Here is a 26299-nt window from a genome sequence, read left to right as displayed (position 1 = left end):
AGGGTGCTCTCAGCGGGGCCCACCAAGGTGTCCGCTATGACCACGACCTCGCCCCAGGGGCGCACCGAACTGCTGAGGCCGGACGGGAGCCCCGTCCGAGTGCTTGTGGTGGACGACGAGCTGTCGATCACCGAGCTGCTGTCCATGGCCCTTCGCTACGAAGGGTGGCAGATCCGCAGCGCGGGTGACGGGACGGGCGCGGTGCAGACCGCGCGCGAGTTCCGGCCCGACGCCGTGGTGCTCGACATGATGCTGCCCGACATGGACGGCCTGGCGGTGCTCGGCCGGCTCCGCCGGGAGCAGCCCGATGTCCCGGTGCTGTTCCTGACCGCGAAGGACGCGGTCGAGGACCGCATCGCGGGGCTCACCGCCGGCGGCGACGACTATGTCACCAAGCCGTTCAGCCTGGAGGAGGTCGTGGCCCGGCTGCGCGGTCTCATCCGGCGTTCGGGCGCGGCCGACCGGCGGTCCGAATCCGTACTCGTCGTCGGGGACCTCGCCCTGGACGAGGACAGCCACGAGGTGTCGCGCGGCGGGGACAACATCCACCTCACCGCGACCGAGTTCGAGTTGCTGCGCTTCCTGATGCGCAACCCGCGCCGGGTGCTGAGCAAGGCGCAGATCCTCGACCGTGTGTGGTCGTACGACTTCGGTGGCCAGGCCAATGTGGTCGAGCTCTACATCTCGTATCTGCGGCGGAAGATCGACGCCGGGCGCGAGCCGATGATCCACACCCGGCGTGGTGCCGGGTATCTGATCAAGCCCGCCACGTCATGAGCGGACGACGACGGACGCGAGCGCAGAGGCGAGCACGACAGCCGCGCACCCTGCGGACGCGGCTCGTCGTCGGGTCCGTCACGCTGATCGCCGTCGTGTGCGCGGTGATCGGCACCGTGACCACGATCGCGCTGCGCTCGCACCTGTACGACCAGCTGGACAGCAGCGTGGCCGACGCGGCGATGCGCGCGGCGGGACCGATGGGCGACCCGGTGGGCGGTCCGTCCGGCGGCGGGGCCGCGCGTCCCCCGAGCGACGACGCCCTCGGCAAGGATCCCCTGGAGTTCGTCCTCCGGGGGCAGGAGATGGGCGCCATCGGCGCGACCGTGAAGAACGGCCAGGTCACCGAGGGCATCGTCAGTGTGGACAAGAAGGACTCCAACGGGGTCAAGCAGCCCACCCCGCTCCAGCTCGGCAAGAGCCAGCTCGCCGCCCTCGCCTCGGTCGCGAAGGACAAGAGCCCGCACACCGTGGACATCCCCGGCCGGGGCGAGTACCGCGTGCGGTACCAGGAAGGCAGGAACGGCGCCTTCTACGTGGCGCTCCCGACCGACGACGTCACCAACACCCTCACCACGCTGATCTACGTCGAGATCAGCGTCACCGGCGCGGGTCTCGCGGCGGCCTCCCTCGCGGGCGCCGCCATCGTGACCCTCGCCCTGCGCCCCCTGCGCAGGGTCGCCGCGACCGCCACTCGTGTTTCCGAACTCCCCCTGCACACCGGCGAGGTCACGCTCTACGAGCGGGTGCCGGAGTCCGAGTCCGATCCGCACACCGAGGTCGGGCAGGTCGGGGCGGCGCTCAACCGCATGCTCGACCACATCCACGGCGCGCTGCACGCGCGCCAGCAGAGCGAGATGCGCGTACGGCAGTTCGTCGCGGACGCCAGTCATGAGCTGCGCACCCCGCTGGCCTCCATCCGCGGATACGCCGAGCTGACCAGACGCGGCCGGGAGGAGACCGGGCCCGACACCCGGCACGCGCTCGGACGGATCGAGTCCGAGGCCGGCCGGATGACGCTGCTCGTGGAGGATCTGCTGCTGCTCGCGCGGCTCGACGCCGGGCGGCCGTTGCAGCACGAGCAGACCGACCTCGTACCCCTGGTGATCGACGCCGTGAGCGACGCGCGGGCCGCCGGGCGCGGCCACAACTGGCGGCTCGAACTGCCCGAGGAGCCCGCGCTGGTGTCGGCGGACGCCGCGCGCCTCCAGCAGGTCATGGTCAATCTCTTCGCCAACGCCCGCACGCACACCCCACCGGGGACGACCGTCACCGCGCGGGTGCACCGGCACGGGCCGTGGCTGTGCGTGGACGTCCAGGACGACGGCCCCGGCATTCCGCCCGATCTGCTGCCGCGCGTCTTCGAGCGGTTCGCGCGAGGCGACTCGTCGCGCTCGCGCGCCTCCGGATCGACCGGTCTGGGGCTCGCCATCGTGCAGGCGGTCGCGGCCGCGCACGGGGGCGCCGTGACCGTGGACAGCGTGCCCGGCAGGACCGTGTTCACGCTGCACCTGCCCGCGCTCGCCCTCGAAACGTCCTGGCAACAGCACTCACAGGTACAGCACAGCGCCAGCACATGGGTGCAACAGCGGGCTTGACGAAGGTCGTTCCCATGCGAACCGAACCTTCTCCCGGCAACCTGCCGGCGCGGGAGCACCTCCCGGCCACAGACGCGGGTACGCCTGTCCTGGACGTCGTGATCCCCGTCTACAACGAGGAGAAGGACCTCCAGCCATGCGTGATCAGACTGCATGACCACCTCAAGCGCACGTTCCCGTACGCGTTCCGCATCACGGTGGCGGACAACGCGTCCACGGACAGCACCCCGCTGGTGGCGGCCCGGCTGGCGGCACAGCTCCCGGAGGTCACCTCCTGCCGACTGGAGCAGAAGGGCCGCGGCCGGGCGCTGCGGACCGTCTGGTCGGCGTCCGACGCGCCGGTCCTCGCGTACATGGACGTGGACCTGTCCACCGATCTGAACGCGCTCCTGCCGCTGGTGGCCCCGCTCATCTCCGGCCACTCGGACCTCGCGATCGGCTCGCGGCTGTCCCGCTCCTCACGTGTGGTGCGGGGCGCCAAGCGGGAGTTCATCAGCCGCGCCTACAACCTGATCCTGCGCGGCTCGCTCCAGGCCCGCTTCTCGGACGCGCAGTGCGGCTTCAAGGCGATCCGCCGTGATGTCGCCCAGGTGCTGCTGCCGCTCGTCGAGGACACCGGCTGGTTCTTCGACACCGAGATGCTGGTGCTGGCCGAGCGGGCCGGGCTGCGCATCCACGAGGTCCCGGTCGACTGGGTCGACGACCCGGACTCGACCGTCCACATCGTGAAGACCGCGACGGACGACCTGAAGGGCGTGTGGCGGGTGGGACGCGCTCTCGCCACCGGCTCGCTCTCGCTCGACCGGCTCGCCCGGCCCTTCGGGGACGACCCGCGCGACCGCGAACTGACCGACGTACCCAAGGGACTGGCCCGCCAGCTCGTCGGCTTCTGCGTCGTGGGCGGCCTGTCCACCCTCTTCTACCTGCTGCTCTACAGCGTCTTCCGCTCCTTCTCCGGGGCGCAGGTCGCCAACGCGCTCGCGCTGCTCGTGTCGGCGGTCGCCAACACGGCGGCGAACCGGCGGCTCACCTTCGGCGTACGGGGCCGGGGCGGCGCCGTCCGGCACCAGGCGCAGGGCCTGGTCGTCTTCGGTATCGGGCTCGCCCTGACCAGCGGCTCCCTCGCCGCCCTCGCGGCCGCGACGAGCGACCCCGCGCACTCCACCGAACTGGCGGTGCTCATCGCCGCCAACCTCGCGGCGACCGTCCTGCGCTTCCTGCTCTTCCGCGCCTGGGTCTTCCCCGACCGGCGGGGCGGGACACCGTCACCGTCCCCGGTGGTGGCCTCGCACCAGCCGGTCCCGCCGCTCCACCCGACGGCCGCACGTCAGGGCGGGAACGCGTATCCGCCGCTGCCCCAGCGTCCGACGGCTCCCCCGTCCCCGTACGACACCGCCCCGTACGACACCGCCCCGTACCGCGCCGACGAGGCCGCGGACCGCTCCTGGCGGGATTCGACCATGCAGTTGCAGGCCGTGCGCCCGCACGATCACGACCCGAGGAAAGCGCGATGACGACACAGCCCGACATGAGCGCCGGTACCGCTACCAGTGCCGGTACGAGCACCGAGACGAACACCGGCGGCGGTGTCGGTACCTCCGGTCACGCCTGGGGGCCGCCCGCCTCGGCACCGCCCCCGGAGCATGTCCCGCCCGCGGGCGCTCCTGGAGCCGGTGAGCCCCGGCAGCCTTTCCTCCGTCGCGTCTGGAGAGGCCGTCCCGAGGACCCGCGCTGGGTGCGCCCCGCCTTCCTCGGTCTGCTGCTCGCCACCGCGGTGCTCTACCTGTACAACCTGAGCGCCTCCGGGTACGCCAACTCCTTCTACTCCGCCGCCGTGCAGGCCGGCAGCCAGAGCTGGAAGGCTCTGTTCTTCGGCTCGCTCGACTCGGCCAACGCCATCACCGTCGACAAGCCCCCGGCCTCGCTGTGGCCGATGGCCCTGTCGGTACGGATCTTCGGTCTCGGCTCCTGGGCGATCCTCGTTCCCGAGGTCCTGATGGGCGTGGCCACGGTCGGCGTCCTGTACGCGGCCGTACGGCGCCGGTTCAGCGCCGCGGCAGGTCTGATCGCCGGCGCGGTGTTCGCACTCACCCCGGTCGCCGCGCTGATGTTCCGGTTCAACAACCCGGACGCGATGCTCGCGCTGCTCATGACCGTCACGGTCTACTGCGTGATCCGAGGCCTGGAGGACGGCCGGACGAAGTGGCTGGTCTGGGCGGGCGTCGCGGTCGGCCTCGCCTTCCTCGCCAAGACGCTCCAGGCCTTCCTGATCCTGCCGCCGCTGGCCGTGCTGTACGCGGTCTGCGCGCCGGTCACGGTCCGGAAGCGGTTCGCGCAGCTGGGCCTCTCGACGGCCGCGATGGTGGTCGCCGGCGGCTGGTGGGTCGCGATCGTCGAGCTGTGGCCCGCGTCCTCCCGCCCGTACATCGGCGGCTCGCAGAACAACTCCTTCCTGGAGCTGACCTTCGGCTACAACGGCCTCGGCCGTATCAACGGCGACGAGACCGGCAGTGTCGGCGGCGGTGGCGGCGGTGGCGGCACCGGGCAGTGGGGCGAGACCGGCTGGGACCGGATGTTCAACTCCGAGATCGGCGGCCAGATCTCGTGGCTGCTCCCGGCGGCCCTGATCCTCCTGGTGGCCGGCCTCGTCCTCACCCGGAAGGCGAAGCGGACCGACCTGGCCCGTGCCTCCTTCCTCGCCTGGGGCGGCGCGCTGCTGATGACCGCGCTGGTCTTCAGCTACATGGCCGGCATCTTCCACCAGTACTACACAGTGGCGCTGGCCCCCTACATCGCCGCCGTGGTCGGCATGGGCGCGACGGCGCTGTGGGAGGAGCGGGGCAAGGTGTGGGCGGCGCTCACCCTCGCCGGTTCGGTCGCCGCGGCCGCTGCCTGGGGCTACGTCCTTCTCAACCGCACCTCCGACTATCTGCCGTGGCTCAAGTGGCTGGTCCTCGTCGGCGGTCTGACCGGCGCGCTCGGGCTGATCTTCGCGGCCCGGCTGGGCAGGCAGCTCGCCCTCGCGGCCGCCGGGCTGGGCTTCGTGGCGGCGGTCGCGGGCCCGACGGCGTACACGCTCTCCACGGTGAACACCGGGCACACCGGTTCCATCGTGACGGCCGGTCCGGCCGGAGCGGGCATGGGCGGCGGTCCCGGTGGCGGCGGTGGCATGCGGGGCGGGTTCCCGGGCGGCGGCCAGAACCAGCAGAACGGCAACGGCGGCATGCCGAACGGTCAGCAGGGCATGCCCGGCGGCGGCACGGGTCAGCCCCCCACGGGCGGCACCGGTGGATTCCCCGGCCAGAACCAGCAGGGCAACGGCAATGGTCAGGGCCAGCAGGGCAACGGCAACGGCCAGAACCAGCAGGGCGGCATGCCCGGCGGCGGTACCGGTGAGGGCGGTATGCCCGGCGGCGGTGCCGGGGGCCTGCTGAACGGCGCGTCCGTCAGCTCCGCGGCCAAGGCGCTGCTGTCGAAGAACGCGGGGGACTACACCTGGGCGGCCGCCGCGATCGGCTCCCAGAACTCCGCGAGCTACCAACTGGGCACCGGAAAGCCGGTGATGGCCATCGGCGGCTTCAACGGCACCGACCCGTCCCCGACGCTGGCCCAGTTCAAGAAGTACGTGACGGACGGCAAGATCCACTACTTCATCTCGGGCGGCGGCATGGGCGGCGGTATGGGCGGGGGCGGAAACTCCGGCACCGCCTCCACCTCCTCCCAGATCAGCTCGTGGGTCACGGCCAACTTCAAGAAGGTGACGGTGGGTTCGGCCACCTTCTACGACCTGACCCAGCCGACCGGCGGGAGCTGACCGGCGGATCCGGCCGGGTCGGTACAGGGTCCGGTGTGCGGGGAGCGGTGGCCCGGAGCGAGTGCGCTCCGGGCCACCGCTCTTTCGTCTCGTGCGCCGTCGTCTCGTGTGCCGTCGTTTCGTGTCGCGCCGTGGCGGGGAATCGGCGTTGTACGGTGTACAAGGACTGTTCTACGGTGTACGGCATGGCCGTTTCGACCGCCCCCCAAGGGCACCCCAGACGCTGGCTGATCCTCGGCGTCATCTGTCTGGCACAACTCACCGTGCTGCTCGACAACACCGTCCTGAATGTCGCGATCCCCTCCCTGACCCGCGAGCTGGGCGCGGCGACCTCCGACATCCAGTGGATGATCAACGCCTACTCGCTGGCGCAGTCCGGACTGCTGCTCACCGCGGGCAGCGCCGCCGACCGCTACGGCCGCAAGAAGATGCTGCTCGCGGGGCTCGTCCTGTTCGGGGCGGGATCGCTGGCGGCCGGACTCGCCGACTCCACAGGGAAGTTGATCGCGGCACGGGCCGGCATGGGCGTGGGCGGAGCGCTGCTGCTCACCACCACGCTCGCCGTCGTGATGCAGATCTTCACCCCGGACGAGCACCCGAAGGCGATCGGCATCTGGAGCGCGGTCAACGCCCTCGGGTTCGCCGCCGGGCCCCTCCTCGGTGGCTTCGTGCTGAACCACTTCTGGTGGGGCGCGATCTTCCTGGTCAATCTGCCCGTCGCGGCGCTCGGCCTGGTCGCGGTGGTGGCCTTCGTGCCCGAGTCGAAGGCGGCACCGCGCTCCGCCGTTCCCGGGACACCCTCGGACGCGCCCCGGGCGGACCGCCCGGACGTGATGGGCGCGCTGCTGTCGACGGTCGGTATGACCGCGCTGGTCTTCGCGATCATCTCGGGGCCCGGGCACGGCTGGGCGTCCCCGCGCGTCCTCGGCACGGCCGCGGTGGCCGTCGTCGCCCTCGGCGTCTTCGGATACTGGGAGAACCGGATCCCGTACCCGATGCTCGACCTGCACTTCTTCCGCGACCGGCGGTTCACCGGAGCCGTGGCGGGGGCCGTCCTCATCACCTTCGGGATGGGCGGCGCGCTGTTCCTGCTCACCCAGCACCTTCAATTCGTGCTCGGCTACGGGCCGTTGGAGGCCGGCCTGCGTACGGCGCCGCTCGCGCTGGCGGTCGTCGCCCTGAACTTCTCCGGACTGTCCGCCCGATGGACCGCGCGGCTCGGTGCGCCCATGTCCATAGCCCTCGGGATGACGGTGATGTCGGCGGGGCTGGTGTCCATCGCGACCCTGGCCGGGCACGGGTACGCCGGGACGCTGGCCGGGCTGCTGCTCATCGGGGCCGGCTGTGCCGTGGCCAACCCCGCCATGGCGTACGCGATCATGAGCGCGATACCGCGGGAGAAGGCGGGTGTGGGCGCCGGGATCAACGGCACGCTCGCCGAGTTCGGGAACGGTCTGGGGGTCGCGGTGCTCGGCGCCGTCCTCAACTCGCGGTTCGCGGCGCTGATTCCGGTGGCCGCGGGCTCGCTGCCCGCCGCGCTCGCCTCCGCCGGGTCGGCCGGAGAGCGGGAGCGGATCGTCGACGCGTTCTCGTCGGGGTTGGAGACCAGCCAACTCGTGGGCGCCGTCGCGGTGCTGCTCGGCGGACTCCTGGCGGCCGCGTTGCTGAGGAGGGCGGAGAGGGCGGACTCCGCGGTCGCGGTCACCGTGTGAGGTCCGGCCGGGTTTCGGACGGAGTGTGGGGCCCGTCCCCGAAGTGCCCGCTTAGCATCGTCGAGGAGGGTGGACCGGGGAGTTCCGGCCCGCTCCGTGGTTCGAGTTCCGGGGAAGGAGCGCCATGGTGAGGGCAGCCGACAGGGCGAAGCGGCCGGCGCGGACCAGCGTCTGGCTGGAGGACAGGGCCCCCCGGGGCGGGGCCGCCCGGGGCGGTGGCCAGCCGTCCGGGCTCGACCGGGAGCGGATCACCGCGGCCACGGTGCGGTTGCTGGACGCGGAAGGCCTGGCCAAGTTCTCCATGCGACGGCTCGCGGCCGAGCTGAACGTCACCGCGATGTCCGTGTACTGGTACGTCGACACCAAGGACGATCTGCTGGAGCTCGCGCTCGACGCCGTGTTCGGTGAACTGGAGCTGCCGGACGCCGAGTCGGCGGAAGGCTGGCGTGATCAGCTGCGGTCGCTGGCGGTGGGGTACCGGGCGCTGCTGGTGCGTCACCCGTGGGTGTCGACGCTGATCGGCAACTTCCTGAACGTCGGGCCGTGCTCGATGGCGTTCTCGGCGCGTGTGCAGCAGGTGATCCGGAACACCGGGATGCCGGCGCACGGGCAGATGGGGGCGATGTCGGCGGTGTTCCAGTTCGTGTACGGGTTCGGGACGATCGAGGGCCACTTCGTGCAGCGGTGCGTCTCGGCGGGGATGTCGCAGGACGAGTACTTCCGGCAGGCCATGAGCACGATCAGCGAAGAGCCGCAGTACGCCGCGCACTTCGCCAGTGCGGAGGGTCTCATGGAGGCGCGCGGCGGGGACACGGTGTCGGAGATGCGCGAGCGGGACTTCGAGTTCGCGCTGGAGCTGTTGATCGCGGGGATCGAGACGATGGTGGCCCGAGGCTGAACGGTGGCGCTGCGCCGGCGTTTGCGGGCGCGCTTCCCGTCCGGTGGTGGGTCGGGGCCGTGCCGGTGCATCAGCCCGTCGCCGTCGGGTGAGGCGTGAGCGTCGGTGGCGACGGGCATCGATGTACCGGCACGGCCCCTTCCGCCGGATGCCGGGTGCGGGCGTGAGTTTCAGCCCCTCCGGCGTTTGAGGAGCGGGGTCTGGGGCGGAGCCCCAGGGTGGGTCGGGTAGGGGCGGAGGGGGCGAAGGAAACGCCTGTTCCTAGGCCTGCGGGGCCAGGTGGGGCGGGAAGCCTCCGGTGGCCACCGGGCCCCAGCGCGTGGGGGTGACGCGGATGATCGACTTGGCCTGCTTGCGCATGGCCTCGCGGTACTCGTCCCAGTCGGGGTGCTCACCGGCGATGTTCCGGTAGTACTCGACGAGGGGCTCGACGGAGTCCGGGGAGTCGATCACCTCGGCGGTGCCGTCGACCTGGACCCAGGGCCCGTTCCACTCGTCGCTGAGGACGATCAGGCTGACCCGTTCGTCCCGCTTGGCGTTGCGGGTCTTGGCACGCTCGGGGTACGTCGAGAGGACGATGCGGCCCGAGTCGTCGACACCACAGGTCAGCGGGGAGCCCTGGGGGCCGCCGTCGGCGCGGCGGGTGAGCAGGACGGCCCGGTGGCGGGGGCGTACGAAGTCCAGCAACTCGTCGAGGGAGACAGAGGTGTTCGTCGCGATGTCGGCTGCCATGCGATCAGCGTAGGCCGCGTGCCCCGCGATCGCCCGCGGGCTCGGCCGGCGGGCGGCACCGGACCTCATCGAAGCGGCTAAAGTGCTCTTCGTCCTGTGCTCGCAGTCGGGAATGTGCTGCGGAGCTCTCCTGCGCATGGCCGTGTGGCCGTGCATGCCGAAGAGGTTCGTGGTGGCTGCGTCTGAGTTTTCCGAATTGTCTCGTTCTGATACGGGTTTCGAGCTGGCCGAAGGCCTCACGGCCGCCGCTCAGCAGTTGCACGAGACCTCGAGTCCCCATGCCACCCTGCGTACCGCCGTCCGGCTGGCCGTGCGCATCCTGCCAGGTGTCGAGTACGCCGGGATCTCCGTCATCGAGCCCAAGGCCCACCGGCAGACGCTGGCCTGGACGGACGAGGTCGTCCGTTCCGCCGACGCCCTGAGCGCGGGCCGTGAGCATCACCCGTACCTGAACCGGCTGTGGACGGCGCCGGTGGCCCGGATCGAGGACGCCGCCGCGGAGGACGGGGATCTCGCGCTGTCGGGTCTCGGGCTGCGGTCGGTGCTGTCGCTGCGGCTGCGTGCCGACCGGCGCCGGCTGACCGTCCTGACGGCGTACGCGCGGGAGCCCCGCGCCTTCGACGAGTCGGCCACCCGCATAGGGCGGTTGTTCACCGCGCACGTCGGTATCGCGCTGGACTCGGCCACCCTGCGCGAGCAGCTCACCGAGGCGATGCGCACCCGGGATCTGATCGGGCAGGCCACGGGCATCCTCATGGAGCGGCTCGACATCGACGCGTCCGAGGCGTTCGCCAGCCTCGTGCGCACCTCCCAGCGGGAGAACGTCAAGCTCCGTGACCTGGCCCGACGGATCGTCGACGCCGGCGAGGGCGCGTGAGCGGGGCTCAGGCGGCCGGCAGCGACTCGCCCTGCACGGCCTGGATGTCGAGTTCCACCCTCAGGGTCGTGCCGATGGCGGAGATGCCCGCCTGGACGATCTGGTTGTAGTGGAGCGCGAAGTCCTCGCGGTGGAGGTCGGCCCCCGCCCGGAAGGCGGCGCGGGTGCCGCCCCAGGGGTCGGCGCCGGTGCCGAGGTGGGCGAGGTCGAGGTCGACGGGACGGACGACACCGTGCAGGGTGAGCTCGCCGTGCACGGTCCAGCGGTCGGAGCCGGCCGGTGTCAGGCCCGTCGAGCGGTAGGTGATCAGCGGGTGCTTCCCGGTGTCCAGGAAGTCCGGCGACCTCAGATGTCCGTCGCGGGTGCCGTTGCCGGTGTCGATGGAGGCGGCCGTGATCGTCGCCTCGACGCGGGAGGCGGTCACGTCGCCGGGGGCGATCTCGATGCGGCCCGCGAAGTCCGTGAAGCGGCCGTGCACGCTGGAGATGCCCAGGTGCTGGGCGACCACGCCGACGGAGGAGTGCGCCGGGTCGATGGTCCACGGACCCGGCGGGGGCAGTTCGGTGCCGCCCCGGCGGGCCAGTGTCACCTGGCCGACCTCGGCACGGCCGGCCGCCGTGACGATGGCGCCCGAGGCGGCGGGCGCGTACCCGAGCGCGGTCACGATCACCGTGTAGGCGCCCGGCACGAGGCTCGTGGTGTCGTGCACGGTTCCGTCGGTGCCCGCCTCGGCCCGCAGCACCTGGGTGCCGGTCGAGTCGGTCACCGTGACGACCGCGTGCGAGACGGCCCATCCGTCCCGGGTGCGGATCTTCGCGGTCAGTCCCATGGCAGTAACTCCTTGCGATGAACCAATGAAAACCGGCCCGTGGGGGGCGCACCTCCGCTCAGAGTGCGCGCATCCCCACGGGCCGGGGCTCGGACTACTCGCCGGGGTGGGCGAGTTCGATGTCGTGGTCGTCCACTCCACGGCCGCCGACGGTCAGCGCGGTCGCCACCGGCGGGTAGCCCGCCGCGATGACGGTGTACTCGCCGCCGTCCAGATCGGTGAAGGCGTACGCGCCGTCGCCGCCGGTCCTGGCCGTGCCGACCACGTTTCCGGCCGCGTCCACCAACGTCACGCGGGCGTCCGACAGCGGGCCGTGCGGCGCCCGTACGACACCCTGGAGCTGGGCTCCCGAGTCGAGGTCGACCTCGATCCGGGTGACCCCGGTGCCGCCGACCTCGACGGGCAGGGCCCGCGGCCGGTGGCCGGCGGCGTTCACCGCGACCGTCACGACGCCGGGCACCAGCTCGGCGAACGCGAACTCGCCCTGCTCACCGGTGGTTCCGGTGGCCAGGACATCTCCGCGGACGTCGGTCACGACGACCATCGCGTCCTTGACCGGGGAGGCGCCCTCGCTGGCCCGGACGACACCGCTCAGCCCGCTGGTGCCGCTCAGCAGGATGTCGTACGCGAGCGGCTCGTCGTTCACGACGATCGTCGAGGCCTGCGGCTGGAAGCCGTCGGCGGAGGCGATCAGGACGTACGAGCCCACACCGGGCGCGTCGAGGGTGTAAGAGCCGTCCGCCTGTGCGACCGAGCGGCCGAGCTGGCGTCCCGCCGGTGAGATCAGCGTGACCGCGGCCTGCGGCACGGGCGCGCTCTCGGCGCCGCGGACCTGACCGTGCACCCTGATGCCGCCGGACGCGGGCCGGGGGATGCCCTCCTTCGTCGCGGTGGCGACGCCGGCGAGCCGCTGTGCGCCTTCGGGGGCGGTCCCGAAGGCGGCTTCGGTGGTGTCGACGGCCGGGGCGAGGGCCGCGGTGGCCGCGGCCTCGACGGCCTCGGCGACGGGCGCCTCGGTGACCGGTTCCCCGGACTTCTCCGCGGCGGCCTGCGCCAGCGCGCCGGACGTCCGCAGCGGGACCTCCTTGATGAACAGCACGATGAGGAAGGCGATCAGCGCCATGCCGGCCGCGATCAGGAAGACGTCCGCGATGCCGTGGCCGTACGCGCTCTCCATCACGGTGCGCAGCGGCGCGGGCAGCTTGTCCATGTCCGGGATGCTGGAGTCCGAACCCGAGCCCAGGGCCGCGTACTTGGGGCCGAGGTCGGTCAGTCCGTCCTTCACGTAGTCGGTGATCCGGTTGGCCATGACCGCGCCGAGCGCGGAGACACCGATCGCACCGCCGAGGGAACGGAAGAACGTCACCGTGGAACTGGCCGAGCCGAGGTCGGCCGGGGCCACCTGGTTCTGCGTGGAGAGCACCAGGTTCTGCATCATCATGCCGATGCCGAGGCCCAGCAGCGCCATGAAGATCGCGATGTGCCAGTAGGCCGTGTCGTAGCGGATCGTGCCGAGCAGGCCGAGGCCCGCGGTGACCAGGAAGCCGCCGCTGACGAGCCAGTACTTCCACCGTCCGGTCTTGGTGATGACCTGGCCGGAGACCGTGGAGGAGATGAACAGGCCACCGATCATCGGGATCGTCATGACGCCCGACATCGTCGGGGACTTGTCCCGCGCCAGCTGGAAGTACTGGCTGAAGAAGACCGTGCCGGTGAACATCGCGACACCGACGAACAGCGACGCGAGGGAGGAGAGGGTGATGGTGCGGTTGCGGAACAGCCGCAGCGGGATGATCGGCTCGCTCGCCCTGGACTCGACCAGCACGAACAGCGCACCGAGGACGATCGCGCCGGCGACCATCGTGTACGTCTGCCACGAGACCCAGTCGTACTTGTCACCCGCGAAGGTGACCCAGACCAGCAGCAGCGAGACCGCGGCGGAGATGAAGAACGCGCCGGCCCAGTCGACCTTCACGTCCCGCTTCACGACGGGCAGGTGCAGGGTCTTCTGGAGCACGATCAGCGCGATGACCGCGAACGGCACACCGACGTAGAAGCACCAGCGCCAGCCGAGCCAGCTCGTGTCGGTGATGACACCGCCGAGCAGCGGACCGCCGACGGTTGCGACGGCGAACGTCGCGCCCAGGTATCCGGAGTAGCGACCGCGCTCGCGCGGGGAGATCATCGCGGCCATCACGATCTGCGCCAGGGCGGACAGACCGCCGACGCCGATGCCCTGGACCACGCGGCAGGCGATGAGCATGCCGGGGTTCTGGGACAGCCCGGCGGCGGCCGATCCCAGCACGTAGATGATGAGAGCTATCTGTACGAGCGCCTTCTTGCTGTACAGATCGGAGAGCTTGCCCCACAGGGGCGTGGTCGCGGTCATGGCCAGCAGTGAGGCCGTGACGACCCAGGTGTAGGCGGACTGGCCGCCGCCCAGGTCGCCGATGATCTCGGGGAGCGCGTTGGTGACGATCGTCGACGACAGGATCGCGACGAACATGCCGAGCAGCAGCCCGGAGAGCGCCTCCATGATCTGCCGGTGCGTCATCGGAGCGCCGTCGGCGCTTCCGTGCTTGGCGTGAGAGCCCCGCACACCGGATGGTGTGGTCGTTGCCATGGGCTTCCTTTTCTTACGTATTTACGCGGGTGTACGGGTGGTCGGTTCTGAAACGTCTGTTGCGTACGGGGGAGGGTGCGCGTGGGACCACTGCGGGGAGCGGCAGTCGCCGAAGCTCTCGCGCAGCCGGCCCATCAGCTCGATGAGCAGTCCGACCTCGTCGTCGGACCAGTGGCTCAGCCGGTCGGAGAGCAGTCGCGACGTGCGCAGGGACAGCTCGTCGAGCTGGGCGTGCCCGGCCGCGGTGAGGCGCAGGATGCGTGAGCGCTTGTCGGCCGGGTCGGGGAACCGTTCGATCCAGCCCCGGTCGGCGACGTGCGCGACATGGCGGCTGGTCACCGACATGTCCACGGACAGCAGCTCCGCGAGCCGGCTCATCCGCATTTCGCCGTACCGGCCGAGCAGCGTGAGCACGGCGGCGGAGCCCGCCGGGCAGTCGGGCGGCAGGATCCGTCCCATCCCCCGTTTCACGGCGCCGATGGCGCTGAGCTGACGAGCCAGTTCCTCGTACTGCGCCTGCCCGGCCATCGCACCTCCCCATTCGTTGCTTAGGGCAACCATAAAGAAGTTGGTTGCCGCAGGCAAACGAATTCGGGGCTTCAGGGATAAAAAGTTGGCAAAGGCAAGTGTTGGCGAACGGAAACGTGCAGGTGGGAGTGACGGACGGATGGATGGAAGGGGGTGGGGTTCTCCGGACGGGGGTGGTTGCCGGGGGTGGACGTCTGGGCTGGGCCTCTGGGCTGGGCGTCCAGGACGGACGTCGGGGACGGACGTCGGGGACGGACGTCGGGGACGGACGTCGGGTGAAGAGGTGGCGCGCGCCGGTGTGCGTCCTGGTCGGGGGCGGTGTGCGGACGCGTCACGATCGGTGTGAACGGCAACCCGGCACTTGGGCAGCCCGCGCGCATTCGCTAGGGTCCGGCCTATGGCAAACACCCAGGGCCCCGAGGGCAACTACGACCCCGCGGGCAGCACTCAGATGTTCCGTGCGTTCGTCGACGAGGCCCCCCAGGGCCGGCAGCAGCAGGCGGCCGCTCCCGCGGGTCCCCGCGTGGGCCTGATCGTCGGCGTCGTCCTCGCCGTCGCGGTCGTCGCCGCGGTGGCCTGGCTCGCCTTCATGTGATCCCGCGGGACCGTACAGCCGGGCGGGACCGGTAGTCGGGCGGGACCGCGCGGCCCGGCCGGACCGTCGGGCATGCGGGACCGTACGACCCGGGCGGGACCGGTAGTTGAGCGGAACCGTACAGAACCGAGCGGAACCGTACGGCCGGGCGTGGCCGGCGAGTGAGCGGGGCAGCGTGACCCGGCAGGGCCACGCCCCCTACTCCCACCGGACGGACACGTCCTGCGTCTCGATGTGCATGCCCAGCGGCACCCGCCAGGCGTCGACGCACACCGTCCAGGTCCCGCTCTTCTTCGCGCCGGCCGCGATCGGCGCCGGAAGGGTCTCGGCCGAGCGGATCGTCGCCCAGTCGATCCCGAGCGCCCCGATGATGTGCGTACCGAAGGTCACCGTGCCCGAACGCACCGCCGTACCACCGGTGTTGCTGAAGGAGACGGTCACCTTCTCGCACCACCGCTGATCGGTGGCCGCGCGCGAGGGATCGCTCACGGAGAGGACGGCGGGCCCGGCGCTCACCGTCGGGCCGGGGGCGGGCGGCGCGGACGAACTGCCCGAACTCCCGCCCGTACGGCCGGAGTCACCACCGGACGACGAACCGGAGGACGAAGAGGACCCGCCACCGGTGCCGGGTCCCGTACCTCCCGCACCTCCCGCAGCGCCTGTCCCGGCCCCGGAACCGCCCTTGCCGGCCTGCGGCCCTCCCGAGTCGGCGGGACCGGCCGCCGAACCGTCCGAGCCGCCGGGGTCGCCCGCGCTCTCGGACGAGGCGCCGCCCGGACCGGTGGCCGACGTTCCGCTCCCGGATCCTGAACTCACCTTGCTCCCGGCCGCGTTGGAGCCACCGTCGGCCGAACCGTCCAGGGGCGCCAGGGAGACCTCGCCCGAAGGCGCCACCACCGCCCCCGAAGCCCGTGGGGAGCCGTCCGCGGCCCCGACGGCGGCGTACCCGCCGCCACTCCCGCCGCTCCCGCACGCGGCCAGTACCCCGCCCAGACACAGCACGGCCGCCGAGGTACTCACCAGGACACCTCGGCGACCGTTTGTCGACCCGTGACGCATCGCGCCAGTGTGGCTGACGATCCGTCAATTATGAACCCTGCGGGGGACGGTCAGTCGGAGATGAGGCCTTCGCGCAGCTGGGCCAGCGTGCGGGTGAGCAGACGGGAGACGTGCATCTGCGAGATGCCGACCTCCTCGCCGATCTGCGACTGGGTCATGTTGGCGAAGAAGCGCAGCATGATGATGCGGCGCTCGCGGGGCGGCAGCTTGGCGAGCAGCGGCTTGAGCGACTCGCGGTACTCCACGCCCTCCAGCGCGGTGTCCTCGTAGCCGAGGCGGTCCGCGAGGGAGCCCTCGCCGCCGTCGTCCTCGGGAGCGGGCGAGTCGAGCGACGACGCCGTGTACGCGTTGCCGACGGCGAGGCCGTCGACCACGTCCTCCTCGGACACCCCGAGAGCGGTGGCGAGTTCGGCGACCGTCGGAGAGCGGTCGAGCTTCTGCGAGAGCTCGTCGCTGGTCTTGGTGAGGGCCAGCCGCAGTTCCTGGAGGCGGCGCGGGACGCGGACCGACCAGGAGGTGTCGCGGAAGAACCGCTTGATCTCGCCCACGACGGTCGGCATCGCGAAGGTCGGGAACTCGACGCCGCGCTCGCAGTCGAAGCGGTCGATCGCCTTGATCAGGCCGATGGTGCCGACCTGGACGATGTCCTCCATCGGCTCGTTGCGGGAGCGGAAGCGGGCCGCCGCGTACCGGACGAGCGGGAGGTTGAGCTCGATGAGGGTGTCCCGGACGTAACCACGTTCCGGGCTGTTCTCGGCGAGTGCGGCGAGCCGCAGGAAGAGGGAGCGGGACAGGGTCCGGGTGTCGATGGCGCCCGAGGATTCGGGGACCAGAACGGCTTCCGGGGCCTCGGCGGCAGGGACATCGTGAAGCGCGGCGTGCGCCTCGGGCACTGCGTCGCCCTTCGTGAGCGTGAGCACCTTCGAGCTGCCCTGATCTGCGGACATGCCACCCCCTTTGGGTCGCGGACGGTCGCGGCAGTCGCTCCCGTCGGAGGAACGCAGCCTCCACCTGAATACCGGAGGCGAGGCCGCGGCAAACGCGCTCCCGGAAGAATGTCACATGTCGGCAACACGCTGTAGAGACTTGTCGACATGTAGAGGGTGGATCAGCCCTGGAAAAAGGGGGTCTGACAGAGAATCAGCTCTGAACTGACGTAAAAACCGACCTTGAGCGATTAGCTCTTTTCGGTTACGCCTCGATCCTGTTTGCGGATCGAAGCCGCGCGAAGCTACGGGCGAGGAGCCTTGACACATGCATCTGGGAAACACCCAGCTCGGCGCTGATCTGTGACTGGGTGAGGTTGCTGTAGTAGCGGAGGAGCAGGATCCGCTGCTCGCGTTCGGGCAGCTGTACGAGCAGATGCCTCACGAGGTCCCGGTGTTCGACTCCGTCGAGCGCGGGGTCCTCGTATCCGAGCCGGTCGAGCAGCCCCGGCAGTCCGTCGCCCTCCTGGGCCGCTTCGAGGGAGGTCGCGTGGTACGACCGTCCGGCCTCGATGCAGGAGAGCACCTCCTCCTCGGTGATGCGCAGCCGTTCGGCGATCTCCGCGGTGGTGGGCGAGCGCCCGAAAGCGGTCGTCAGGTCCTCGGTCGCGCTGTTCACCTGCACCCACAGCTCGTGCAGCCGGCGCGGTACGTGGACCGTGCGAACGTTGTCACGGAAGTACCGCTTGATCTCGCCGACGACCGTCGGCATCGCGAAGGTCGGGAACTGCACGCCCCGGTCCGGGTCGAAGCGGTCGATGGCGTTGATCAGGCCGATGGTGCCGACCTGGACCACGTCCTCCATCGGCTCGTTGCGGGACCGGAAGCGGGCCGCTGCGTACCGGACCAGCGGCAGGTTCGCCTCGATCAGGGCGCCGCGGACCCGGTTGTGCTCGGGGGTGCCCGGCTCCAGCACCTTGAGTTCGCCGAAGAGCACCTGCGTGAGGGCCCGGGTGTCGGCACCGCGGCGCCGCTCCTGGGTGACCTCCTGGACGGGCGGGGGGCCGGGCGTGAGGCTCGCTGCGGCGTCGGGTGCCGTGGTCTGCGCCGTGACCGGTGCCGGGGGTGCCGGCGGGGCGGAGGCGAGGGCCGTCGCCCGGGCCGTGGCCGGGGCTTCCTCCTGGGGCGGCGCAGTACTGGCCGACACGGTCAACGCCACCTCTTCATTCGTCAACGATCCGTCGACGTATCCGTCAACTCATCCGTCAAAAGCGGTCATAGCATCACAAGACATGTGCACTGTGTGCAAGCACCGCTTAACGTCGTGTTGGAGGTGATTTGCAGGTGAGTTGGGTTTCAAGACGTCGAAAACCCCTGACCGGTTGCGGTCAAGGGCTCGGCAAGAGTGTGCGATCAAAAAGGGTCAGAACGGGTAATCCGCGATCACCCAGGTGGCGAACTCCCGCCAGAGTGCGACACCGGCCACGTGGGCCGGGTGCTCCAGGTAATGCTTGAGGGCGTCAGCGTCCTCGACGGCGGAGTTGATCGCGAAGTCGTACGCGATGGGCCGGTCGCTGATGTTCCACTCGCACTCCCAGAACCGCAGCTCGGGGACGAGCTCGCCGAGCGCGCGGAAGGCGGCGACGCCCTCGACGACGCGGGGTTCGTCGCGCCGGACGCCGTCGTTGAGCTTGAAGAGGACCAGATGGCGGATCACGGGCACTCCCTGGTGGTGAGGTGGTTCTTCGCTCGGCCGCGCCCCTGCCGGGACGCGCGTCGCTCCGTCATGCCTGCTCGGCACCGGGCGCGCGGAACCTTCGCCGCGCCGGCGTCGCCGCCTGACGTCAGTTCTTCGCTCCGTCGGCGATCCAGGTCATGAAGTCGCCTATCGCCCCGGCGGCGTTCGATATGCCCTCGAACGCTATCTGTACGTAGTCGGCGGCCTTGGCCGGATCCGTGATGATCACGTAGAGCACGAAGACCACGAGCACATAGATGGCGATCTTCTTCGAATTCACCGCCATGGCGGCCTCCCCTGTGACTTCTGCGCCCGTCGGCCCCCTGCTGCCGGCGGTGAGTGTAACCTTCACGCCGCACTTAAGGACCAACGGCCCGCTGGTAGAGGTCCTTTGCCGGGCCTGAGCGGCGCTCCCGCGGTCCAGGATGGAAGGGAGCCCCGGCAGGAACCGTCAGGAGTCCACGGGGCCCGGAGGGACCCCACTGCGGGGTTCTCGCCGCCCGACTTTCCCCCGAGACGGCGGCGTGGACTTGCGGGTCCTTCCGTGGGGGAAGGGGGCGCCCCCGATTGCGCCCCTTCCCCCTCCTCTGTGGGAGCGGAGAACCCTTCCGGGTTCAGGGAAGCCCCGGCGGCCGAGCGGCGCCGGGGCTCCTTGGCGTCGCGGTCCGTACGGAGCCCCCGGCCCCGGAACGCACGAAGGGCCCCGTCTTTCGACGAGGCCCTTCAGAAGCGGTAGCGGAGGGATTTGAACCCTCGGTGACTTGCGCCACACTCGCTTTCGAGGCGAGCTCCTTCGGCCGCTCGGACACGCTACCGAGGGAGACCCTACCCCAAGGTGGGCCGTGGCCTGAAATCCGTTTCGGCGGCCCGGTCAGCGGTCGCGGAAGAAGTCGGTGAGCAGCGTGGCGCATTCCTCGGCGAGGACGCCCTCGACGACTTCGGGCCGGTGGTTGAGCCGCCGGTCGCGGACGACGTCCCAGACGGAGCCGGTCGCGCCCGCCTTCTCGTCGCGGGCGCCGTACACCACCCGTTCGACACGGGACTGGACGAGCGCGCCCGCGCACATCGTGCAGGGCTCCAGGGTGACGACGAGCGTGCACCCGGACAGCCGCCACTCGCCGAGCCTCGCCGCGGCCCGTCGCAGCGCGAGGACCTCGGCGTGCGCCGTCGGGTCGCCGGTGGCCTCGCGTTCGTTGTGCCCGGCGGCCAGCACGGTCGTACCGTCCGGGGACAGCACGACGGCGCCCACGGGAACGTCCCCGTCCTGAGGGGCCAGCCGTGCCTCGTCCAGCGCGAGCCGCATCGGGGCCCGCCACCGGTCACGTACGGGATCGGGCGGCGGGGGTACCTGACGCGGGGTGCTCACCCGGGGAACCTAGCGGAATCCCGCCGGGTCCGGCGGAAGGGGCCCTGGGCGCCGCCCCCGGGGTCCCGCCGTCCCACCGTCGCGGAGACGGTGAGGGCGGACGGCAGGCGAAGAACCGGCCCGGTGGATCGGGCCGGTTCGCCGGTTCACCGGTACGGGGGACGGGATCGCGGGCGCGGGGGCCGGACCCACCGTTTCCGGAGGTCCCGGGACACGTCCTAGCGGACGGTCTCCAGGACCTCCGCCGCTCCCAGGGCCTCGGCGATCGTGCTGAGCGCGTCGCCTTCGTCCAGGGCCAGCAGTTCCTTCTCGCTCACTCCGAGGTCCGCGAGGATGTAGCGGTCCCCGACGGGGCTGTGCGAGACGGCATCGCCGGACACGCTCCCCTGGTCCTCCTCCTCGTCGTCGTCGGAGTCTCCTGGTTCACCGTCCTCCGTGCCGTCCAGATCGAGGGAGTCCAGGTCGGCGTCGTCGTCGCCCGGATCCCGTCCTAGTAGTTCGTCCGTGAGCAGGATCTCGCCGTACGAACTGCGGGCGGCCGCGGCGGCGTCCGAGACGTAGATACGCGGATCCTCCTCGCCGTCCACGCGGACGACGCCGAACCACGCGTCCTCCTGCTCGATGAGCACGAGCACCGTGTCCTCGTCCGAGACTTCACGGGCCAGATCGGTCAGATCCGACAGGGTTTCCACATCGTCGAGCTCTGTATCGCTCGCTTCCCACCCGTCTTCGGTGCGCGCGAGCAGTGCGGCGAAGTACACCGTGACTCTCCCACTGGTCATAGGTGTGCCGGTTGGGGTTCCCCCCGGCGGAGGCTGTGGGCGAGGAGTGCTGCTGCTCCGAGTCCCCGCCCACTCGGAATCGTGGCAGAAAGACAGCGTTCAGGGGACGTCTTCGGCCTGCTGTGTCCGCCTCTTTTGATCGCTAACAGCGGATCGTACGCGGCTGCCCGCGCCGTGTAGCCACCTCCCTGCCCGACACGTCAGCCACACGGCCCCCCGTCACGCGGGTGCGGCCCGGCTTCCGGGCGGCCAGGCGGGCGGTTCCGCCCCGGCGCGCCCCCACCGTCGTGCGGGCGCGTTCCCTTGCCGCGGCGGGCGTGCCATCGGCGGTGGTGCGGCTTTCCCGAGGGCGTGGTGGCGGCGGTCGCGTGGTGGCGCGCCGCCGCATTCCTTCGTGGGCGTGTCGGCCGGGGCCGCGGCGGGCCCGGTTCGGACCTCTCCGCGGGCGGGCCGGCCCGCCCTGCGGACGTGGCGCCGGTTCGGCACGGCGAGAGCCGTGGCGGGGGCGCTCCGGCGGACCTGGAGGCTGCCGTCCGGCGGTGTGTCGCAGTGGGCGGGGCCCTCCGGCGGTGTGGCGTGCGACGGGGCGGGGCCCTCCGGCGGGTGTGGCACGCGACGGGACGGGGCCCGGCGGGTGTGGCGCAGGGGCCGGGGGCCGTCCGGCGGTATGGCGCGGGTCGGGGCCGTCCGGAGCCGGGCAGGTGGGTCGGCGGGCGTCCGTTACCAGCGGAACGTGCGCATACGCATCGCGTGGCGCAGACGGGCGGTCTTGGCGCGGCGGGGCTGGACCCGGTCGCGCAGCTCGCGTGCCTCGGCCAGGTCGCGCAGGAACTGGGCCCGCCGCCTCCTGCGCTCGGCGTCGGTCTCCAGCCGTTCGGACGACTCCTCTTGCTGGTTCCGCATTGGCACACCACCCCAGGTCCGTCCCTCCCACCTTCCCTCCGACGGATGGTTTGATGCCAGCGGAAGGGTGATGCCGGGCGGCCGGCCTTGCCGGGCGGGTCAGTGGCGGGCGCCGTCGGCCCCGCTACTGTTGTGGACATGCGTCTTCACGTCGTCGACCACCCCCTGGTCGCCCATAAGCTCACCACCCTGCGCGACCAGCGCACCGACTCCGCGACCTTCCGGCGGCTGGCCGACGAGCTGGTCACCCTGCTCGCCTACGAGGCCACCCGCGACGTGCGCACGGAGCAGGTCGACATCGTGACGCCGGTCTCCCCGACCACGGGCGTCAAGCTCTCCTACCCGCGCCCGCTCGTCGTGCCGATCCTGCGCGCGGGCCTCGGCATGCTCGACGGCATGGTCCGGCTGCTGCCGACCGCCGAGGTGGGCTTCCTGGGCATGGTGCGCGACGAGGAGACGCTCCAGGCCTCCACGTACGCCACCCGGATGCCGGACGACCTCTCCGCCCGTCAGGTGTACGTCCTGGACCCGATGCTGGCCACCGGCGGCACGCTCGTCGCCGCGATCCAGGAACTGATCAAGCGCGGCGCCGACGACGTCACGGCCGTGGTCCTTCTCGCCGCCCCCGAGGGTGTCGAGCTCATGGAGCGCGAACTGGCGGGCACCCCGGTCACCGTGGTCACGGCCTCGGTCGACGAGCGCCTGAACGAGCACGGCTACATCGTTCCGGGCCTCGGCGACGCGGGTGACCGGATGTACGGGGCCGCCGAGTAACTCCGTGCCGACGGGGCAGCGCCCCACCATGACCGGCGGCTCTTCCCGGACCGCGACTCCGGAGCCGGTGACTGTTCTCAGGCCCTGGGCCCGGAGAACAGTCACCGGGACCGGTCTGGAGTCAGCAGTGCTTCTTCGAGGTGGCGGGCGCCGGCTTGGGCTGAGTCAGGACGGTCAGCGCCTTGTCGGCGTCCTCCTTCTTCGTCAGCGCCTTGAAGTCGGCGCCGATGATCAGGTCGACCGTCGTGGCCCGGGTACGGCCGTCGGTTTTCAGCTGGGCGCCGGAAAGCTGGGTGTTGAGGACAGGGAGCGCGGCCCGGTCGGCGGCCTTGGCACCGAGCAGTAGCCCGGCGCCCGTGACCTTCTTGTCGTACGCGGCCGTCGCGTTGCCCACGTCGCCGATCTTGAAGCCGCGCTTCTTCAGCTCGTCCGCCGTCTGCTTGGCGAGACCGCTGCGGGGCGTCGCGTTGAGGACGTTCACGGTGATCTGGCCGGGTTTCGGCAGCGAGGCCAAGGCGGCCGCGGCCGCCTTCGCCTCCGGCGTGACCTTGGACGCGCAGTCCGCCTTGGTGTCCGCCGCCGTGGCCTTGCCGCCGCCCGTGTAGATGTCGATGAGCTGCAGCGACCCCCACCCGATCAACCCGAGAACGGTGACGGAGGTGATGCTCACGAACACGAACTTGCGACGCCCACGGGGGCGGCGCATCCGCGGGTACTTGTCCCCCGTGATCCGATACTGGCCACCCATGCCAGGGGGAGTAAGCATGCTCATGGGCGCAGCGTAGTGCGCCGGGGCGCCAATGCCTACTAGATGATCATTGCCCGGCGTTCAGTTCAACCCATTGGGGTCAAGCCGTGGCCATTAGTCCAGTTCGAGAACGCGCGCGTGCAGCACCTGGCGCTGCTGGAGCGCGGCGCGGACGGCGCGGTGCAGGCCGTCCTCCAGGTACAGATCGCCCTGCCACTTGACGACGTGGGCGAAGAGGTCGCCGTAGAAGGTGGAGTCCTCGGCGAGGAGGGTCTCCAGGTCCAGCTGGCCCTTCGTCGTCACGAGCTGATCGAGGCGGACCGGGCGCGGCGCGACGTCCGCCCACTGCCGGGTGCTTTCCCGGCCGTGGTCGGGGTACGGCCGGCCGTTTCCGATGCGCTTGAAGATCACACGGAAAGCCTACCGGTCAAGACCTTCCGGGCGCAGCCATGGAGGCGGAGTGCGACGCTGGAAAAGATGTCGTAAATCCTTGCAAAACGGGAACAGGGGTCTGATATGAGTGACGGCGAGACCGTGTCGTCGGCTGCCACCGGGACCGCTCCCGAGCGGGCCGCCGGTGCCCCCGCGCTCCCGCGGGAGGCGCTGGAGATCGCGGCCGGTTACGCCTTCGCGGGTCCCGCCCTCGAACTCGGCGCGCTGCTCTGGGACGGGTCGTGCCTGCCCGACGCGCAGATCCGCGTCCCGCTGCCGATGCTCAACCGGCACGGCCTGGTGGCGGGCGCCACCGGCACCGGCAAGACCAAGACGCTCCAGCTCATCGCCGAACAGCTCGCGGCGCAGGGAGTCCCCGTCTTCCTCGCCGACATCAAGGGTGACGTCTCCGGGATCTCGGCGCCGGGGGAACCCGGGACGAAGGTCCGGGAGCGGGCCCGGGAGGTCGGCCAGGAATGGACACCGGGCGGCTGCCCGGCGGAGTTCTACGCGCTCGGCGGTCTCGGCCACGGCATTCCCGTACGCGCCACGGTCACCGCCTTCGGGCCGGTGCTGCTGTCGAAGGTGCTCCAGCTCAACCGGACCCAGGAGCAGTCGCTCGGCCTGATCTTCCACTACGCCGACCAGAAGGGCCTGGAGCTGGTCGACCTCAAGGACCTGCGCGCGGTCGTCGCCTTTCTGACCTCGGACGAGGGCAAGCAGGAACTGAAGGGGATCGGCGGTCTCTCCACGGCCACGGCGGGTGTCATCCTGCGCTCGCTCACGGCCTTCGAGGCGCAGGGCATGAGCCCCTTCTTCGGGGAGCCGGAGTTCGACACGGGCGAGCTGACGCGTCTGGCGCCGGACGGCCGGGGCGTGGTGTCGGTCCTCGAACTGCCCGCCGTGCAGGACAAGCCACAGCTCTTCTCGACGTTCCTGATGTGGCTGCTCGCCGATCTCTTCCACGACCTCCCGGAGGTCGGCGACGCCGACAGGCCGAAGCTCGTCTTCTTCTTCGACGAGGCCCATCTGCTCTTCGGCGACGCGTCGAAGGCGTTCCTGGACGCGATCACACAGACGGTCCGGCTCATTCGCTCGAAAGGGGTCGGCGTCTTCTTCGTGACGCAGACGCCGAAGGATGTCCCCGCGGATGTCCTCGCCCAGCTCGGCAACCGTGTCCAGCACGCGCTGCGCGCCTTCACGCCGGACGACCAGAAGGCGCTGAAGGCCACCGTGAAGACGTTCCCCGACTCCCCGTACGACCTCGAAGAGGTCCTCATGGGCCTGGGCACCGGCGAGGCCGTGGTCACCGTGCTGAGCGAGAAGGGCGCTCCGACGCCCGTCGCGGCGACCCGGCTGCGCGCGCCGCGGTCGCTGATGGGTCCGGTGGAGGCGGGCGCGCTGGACCGGGCGGTGCGGGAGTCGCCGCTGTACGGGCGGTACGCGCAGGCGGTGGACCGGGAGTCGGCGTACGAGAAACTGACGGGGTCGCCGGACTCCGGGGCGCCCGCGTCTCCCTCGCCCTCCTCGCGGCCGCGAGGAGGGACCGAAGCCGGGACCGAAGCGGGGCGCGAGGCCGGGCACTCCGGCGGCCGGAGCCGGCCGAAGGAGGAGCCCTCCGTGGTCGAGCAGGTCGTCGGAAGCGGACTGTTCAAGTCCCTGGCGCGGTCGGTGGGTACGCAGATCGGCCGGGAGATCACCCGGTCGGTCTTCGGAACGGCGCGCAAGCGGCGCTAGAGGGACCCAGGAGAGGTCCGGCCGGAGGGCGGCCGCCCTTTGCCCGCCCCGGCCGGGGAAATTCCAGCCCCTCCGGCGTTTGAGGAGCGGGGTCCGGGGCGGAGCCCCAGGGGTGGGAAGGGCAGGGCGGCGGGGCGAAAGACGGTTGGGGGCGGGCACCCGTGCCGGGGACGGTGGGGGCGCCGGTTCCCCGGGCCCGGGTTACTTGCCGGAGGCCTTCGTCGCCTTCATCTCCTGCTTGTGGGCGCGGACCTTGGCGAGGGACTCCGGGCCGGTGATGTCGGCGACCGAGCGGAAGGAGCCGGCCTCGCCGTAGGGGCCCGCCGCCTCCCGCCAGCCCTCGGGGGCGATCCCGAGCTGCTTGCCGAGGAGGGCCAGGAAGATCTGGGCCTTCTGCGCGCCGAAACCGGGGAGTTCCTTGAGGCGGTGCAGCAGTTCCGCGCCGCTGCCGGCGTCCTTCCAGACGGCGGCGGCGTCTCCGTCGTAGTGCTCGACGAGGTACTGGCACAGCTGATGGATGCGCTTGCCCATCGAGCCGGGGTAGCGGTGCACGGCGGGCTTGGCCGAGAGCAGCTCGGCGAACTTCTCCGGGTCGTACGCGGCGATCTCGTGCGCGTCGAGATCGTCCGCCCCCATGCGGCGGGCGATCGTGTACGGCCCCGCGAAGGCCCACTCCATCGGCACCTGCTGGTCCAGCAGCATGCCGACCAGGGCCGCGAGCGGGCTGCGGCCGAGCAGTTCGTCGGCCTCGGGCTGCTGGGCCAGGTGAAGCGTGACGTCCATGGACCGATGATCCCGCGTGCTGCGGCGGGTCGTTCGGCCGCGGTCGTCGAGGCCACCCGGCTTCACCC

General features: G+C 71.1%; 25 protein-coding genes and 1 tRNA gene. 10 read left to right on the top strand and 16 right to left on the bottom strand.

From position 1 onward, the window contains the following. Positions 1 to 36 precede the first annotated feature (36 nt). The 6 genes from OG410_RS20745 to OG410_RS20720 all read left to right on the top strand — a co-directional run bounded on the left by OG410_RS20745 (position 37) and on the right by OG410_RS20720 (position 8799). Positions 37 to 777 carry a response regulator transcription factor gene (locus tag OG410_RS20745; protein ID WP_329300553.1) on the top strand — a complete coding sequence of 247 codons (741 nt, stop codon included), beginning with the start codon at positions 37 to 39 and terminating at the stop codon, positions 775 to 777. Next, a complete protein-coding gene (locus OG410_RS20740) occupies positions 774 to 2375 on the top strand; it encodes a sensor histidine kinase (RefSeq protein WP_329300552.1) in 1602 nt (533 codons plus the stop codon). Before OG410_RS20745 ends, OG410_RS20740 begins: the two co-directional genes overlap by 4 nt. Before the next feature lie 14 nt (positions 2376 to 2389). Further along, the gene (locus OG410_RS20735) at positions 2390 to 3889 is read left to right on the top strand and encodes a glycosyltransferase (protein ID WP_329300551.1); all 1500 of its coding nucleotides are present in this window, start codon (positions 2390 to 2392) and stop codon (positions 3887 to 3889) included. Continuing rightward, positions 3886 to 6189, top strand: a complete 2304-nt coding sequence (locus tag OG410_RS20730) for an ArnT family glycosyltransferase (protein WP_329300550.1) — start codon at positions 3886 to 3888, stop codon at positions 6187 to 6189. Before OG410_RS20735 ends, OG410_RS20730 begins: the two co-directional genes overlap by 4 nt. A gap of 185 nt (positions 6190 to 6374) precedes the next feature. Beyond that, positions 6375 to 7901, top strand: coding sequence for an MFS transporter (locus tag OG410_RS20725; protein ID WP_329300549.1), 1527 nt, complete (start codon positions 6375 to 6377; stop codon positions 7899 to 7901). Between the two features lie 124 nt (positions 7902 to 8025). Next, complete coding sequence (locus OG410_RS20720) at positions 8026 to 8799, top strand: TetR/AcrR family transcriptional regulator (protein WP_329300548.1); 774 nt, start codon at positions 8026 to 8028, stop codon at positions 8797 to 8799. Between the two features lie 261 nt (positions 8800 to 9060). Here OG410_RS20720 and OG410_RS20715 read toward each other — a convergent pair whose 3' ends face one another. Further along, positions 9061 to 9531: a PPOX class F420-dependent oxidoreductase gene (locus tag OG410_RS20715; protein ID WP_329300547.1), complete on the bottom strand. Its 471-nt coding sequence runs from the start codon at positions 9529 to 9531 to the stop codon at positions 9061 to 9063. Between the two features lie 154 nt (positions 9532 to 9685). Between OG410_RS20715 and OG410_RS20710 the strand changes: the two genes are divergently transcribed. Then, the gene (locus OG410_RS20710) at positions 9686 to 10408 is read left to right on the top strand and encodes an ANTAR domain-containing protein (protein WP_329304184.1); all 723 of its coding nucleotides are present in this window, start codon (positions 9686 to 9688) and stop codon (positions 10406 to 10408) included. Positions 10409 to 10415: 7 nt separating this feature from the next. On the opposite strand, the gene OG410_RS20705 is transcribed toward OG410_RS20710, so the two are convergent. From OG410_RS20705 to OG410_RS20695, 3 genes are all read right to left on the bottom strand, one after another. Next, positions 10416 to 11237, bottom strand: a complete 822-nt coding sequence (locus OG410_RS20705) for a YceI family protein (RefSeq protein WP_329300546.1) — start codon at positions 11235 to 11237, stop codon at positions 10416 to 10418. A 94-nt stretch (positions 11238 to 11331) separates the two neighbouring features. After that, positions 11332 to 13860, bottom strand: a complete 2529-nt coding sequence (locus OG410_RS20700; RefSeq protein WP_329300545.1) for an MFS transporter — start codon at positions 13858 to 13860, stop codon at positions 11332 to 11334. 21 nt (positions 13861 to 13881) lie between these two features. Then, positions 13882 to 14388, bottom strand: coding sequence for a MarR family winged helix-turn-helix transcriptional regulator (locus OG410_RS20695; RefSeq protein ID WP_329300544.1), 507 nt, complete (start codon positions 14386 to 14388; stop codon positions 13882 to 13884). A gap of 397 nt (positions 14389 to 14785) precedes the next feature. Here OG410_RS20695 and OG410_RS20690 point away from each other — a divergent pair, with 397 nt between their 5' ends. Next, the gene (locus tag OG410_RS20690; protein WP_037615166.1) at positions 14786 to 14983 is read left to right on the top strand and encodes a hypothetical protein; all 198 of its coding nucleotides are present in this window, start codon (positions 14786 to 14788) and stop codon (positions 14981 to 14983) included. A gap of 198 nt (positions 14984 to 15181) precedes the next feature. On the opposite strand, the gene OG410_RS20685 is transcribed toward OG410_RS20690, so the two are convergent. From OG410_RS20685 to OG410_RS20645, 9 genes are all read right to left on the bottom strand, one after another. Next, positions 15182 to 16003 (bottom strand): hypothetical protein, encoded by an 822-nt coding sequence (locus OG410_RS20685; protein ID WP_329300543.1) that lies wholly within the window; start codon positions 16001 to 16003, stop codon positions 15182 to 15184. 89 nt (positions 16004 to 16092) lie between these two features. Further along, positions 16093 to 16989 carry an RNA polymerase sigma factor SigF gene (locus OG410_RS20680; protein ID WP_329300542.1) on the bottom strand — a complete coding sequence of 299 codons (897 nt, stop codon included), beginning with the start codon at positions 16987 to 16989 and terminating at the stop codon, positions 16093 to 16095. 244 nt (positions 16990 to 17233) lie between these two features. After that, positions 17234 to 18175 carry an RNA polymerase sigma factor SigF gene (locus OG410_RS20675; protein ID WP_329300541.1) on the bottom strand — a complete coding sequence of 314 codons (942 nt, stop codon included), beginning with the start codon at positions 18173 to 18175 and terminating at the stop codon, positions 17234 to 17236. A 216-nt stretch (positions 18176 to 18391) separates the two neighbouring features. Beyond that, positions 18392 to 18685 carry a Dabb family protein gene (locus OG410_RS20670; protein WP_328450694.1) on the bottom strand — a complete coding sequence of 98 codons (294 nt, stop codon included), beginning with the start codon at positions 18683 to 18685 and terminating at the stop codon, positions 18392 to 18394. A 127-nt stretch (positions 18686 to 18812) separates the two neighbouring features. After that, a complete protein-coding gene (locus tag OG410_RS20665; RefSeq protein ID WP_103554760.1) occupies positions 18813 to 18992 on the bottom strand; it encodes a hypothetical protein in 180 nt (59 codons plus the stop codon). Positions 18993 to 19436: 444 nt separating this feature from the next. Further along, positions 19437 to 19521 (bottom strand) — tRNA-Ser (locus OG410_RS20660). Positions 19522 to 19577: 56 nt separating this feature from the next. Beyond that, entirely contained in the window at positions 19578 to 20009 is a 432-nt protein-coding gene (gene tadA / locus OG410_RS20655; RefSeq protein ID WP_329304183.1) for a tRNA adenosine(34) deaminase TadA, read from the bottom strand. A 281-nt stretch (positions 20010 to 20290) separates the two neighbouring features. Continuing rightward, positions 20291 to 20833: a tRNA adenosine deaminase-associated protein gene (locus OG410_RS20650; protein ID WP_329304182.1), complete on the bottom strand. Its 543-nt coding sequence runs from the start codon at positions 20831 to 20833 to the stop codon at positions 20291 to 20293. Positions 20834 to 21574: 741 nt separating this feature from the next. Further along, complete coding sequence (locus OG410_RS20645; protein WP_326786866.1) at positions 21575 to 21757, bottom strand: hypothetical protein; 183 nt, start codon at positions 21755 to 21757, stop codon at positions 21575 to 21577. Between the two features lie 138 nt (positions 21758 to 21895). On the opposite strand from OG410_RS20645, the gene upp reads away from it, so the two are divergent. Further along, positions 21896 to 22531: a uracil phosphoribosyltransferase gene (upp, locus tag OG410_RS20640; RefSeq protein ID WP_328450698.1), complete on the top strand. Its 636-nt coding sequence runs from the start codon at positions 21896 to 21898 to the stop codon at positions 22529 to 22531. A 121-nt stretch (positions 22532 to 22652) separates the two neighbouring features. Here upp and OG410_RS20635 read toward each other — a convergent pair whose 3' ends face one another. Beyond that, positions 22653 to 23303, bottom strand: a complete 651-nt coding sequence (locus tag OG410_RS20635; RefSeq protein WP_329300540.1) for a LytR C-terminal domain-containing protein — start codon at positions 23301 to 23303, stop codon at positions 22653 to 22655. Positions 23304 to 23393: 90 nt separating this feature from the next. Beyond that, complete coding sequence (locus tag OG410_RS20630) at positions 23394 to 23690, bottom strand: type II toxin-antitoxin system VapB family antitoxin (protein ID WP_003999914.1); 297 nt, start codon at positions 23688 to 23690, stop codon at positions 23394 to 23396. Positions 23691 to 23795: 105 nt separating this feature from the next. On the opposite strand from OG410_RS20630, the gene OG410_RS20625 reads away from it, so the two are divergent. Next, positions 23796 to 25448 (top strand): helicase HerA-like domain-containing protein, encoded by a 1653-nt coding sequence (locus tag OG410_RS20625; protein ID WP_329300539.1) that lies wholly within the window; start codon positions 23796 to 23798, stop codon positions 25446 to 25448. Positions 25449 to 25649: 201 nt separating this feature from the next. Here the strand turns inward: OG410_RS20625 and OG410_RS20620 are convergent, their stop codons facing one another. Then, positions 25650 to 26231: an HhH-GPD-type base excision DNA repair protein gene (locus OG410_RS20620; RefSeq protein WP_329300538.1), complete on the bottom strand. Its 582-nt coding sequence runs from the start codon at positions 26229 to 26231 to the stop codon at positions 25650 to 25652. Positions 26232 to 26299 lie beyond the last annotated feature (68 nt).

Source organism: Streptomyces sp. NBC_00659 (genome assembly GCF_036226925.1).
Classification (GTDB): domain Bacteria; phylum Actinomycetota; class Actinomycetes; order Streptomycetales; family Streptomycetaceae; genus Streptomyces.
This window is presented reverse-complemented; position numbering and strand designations above follow the sequence as displayed.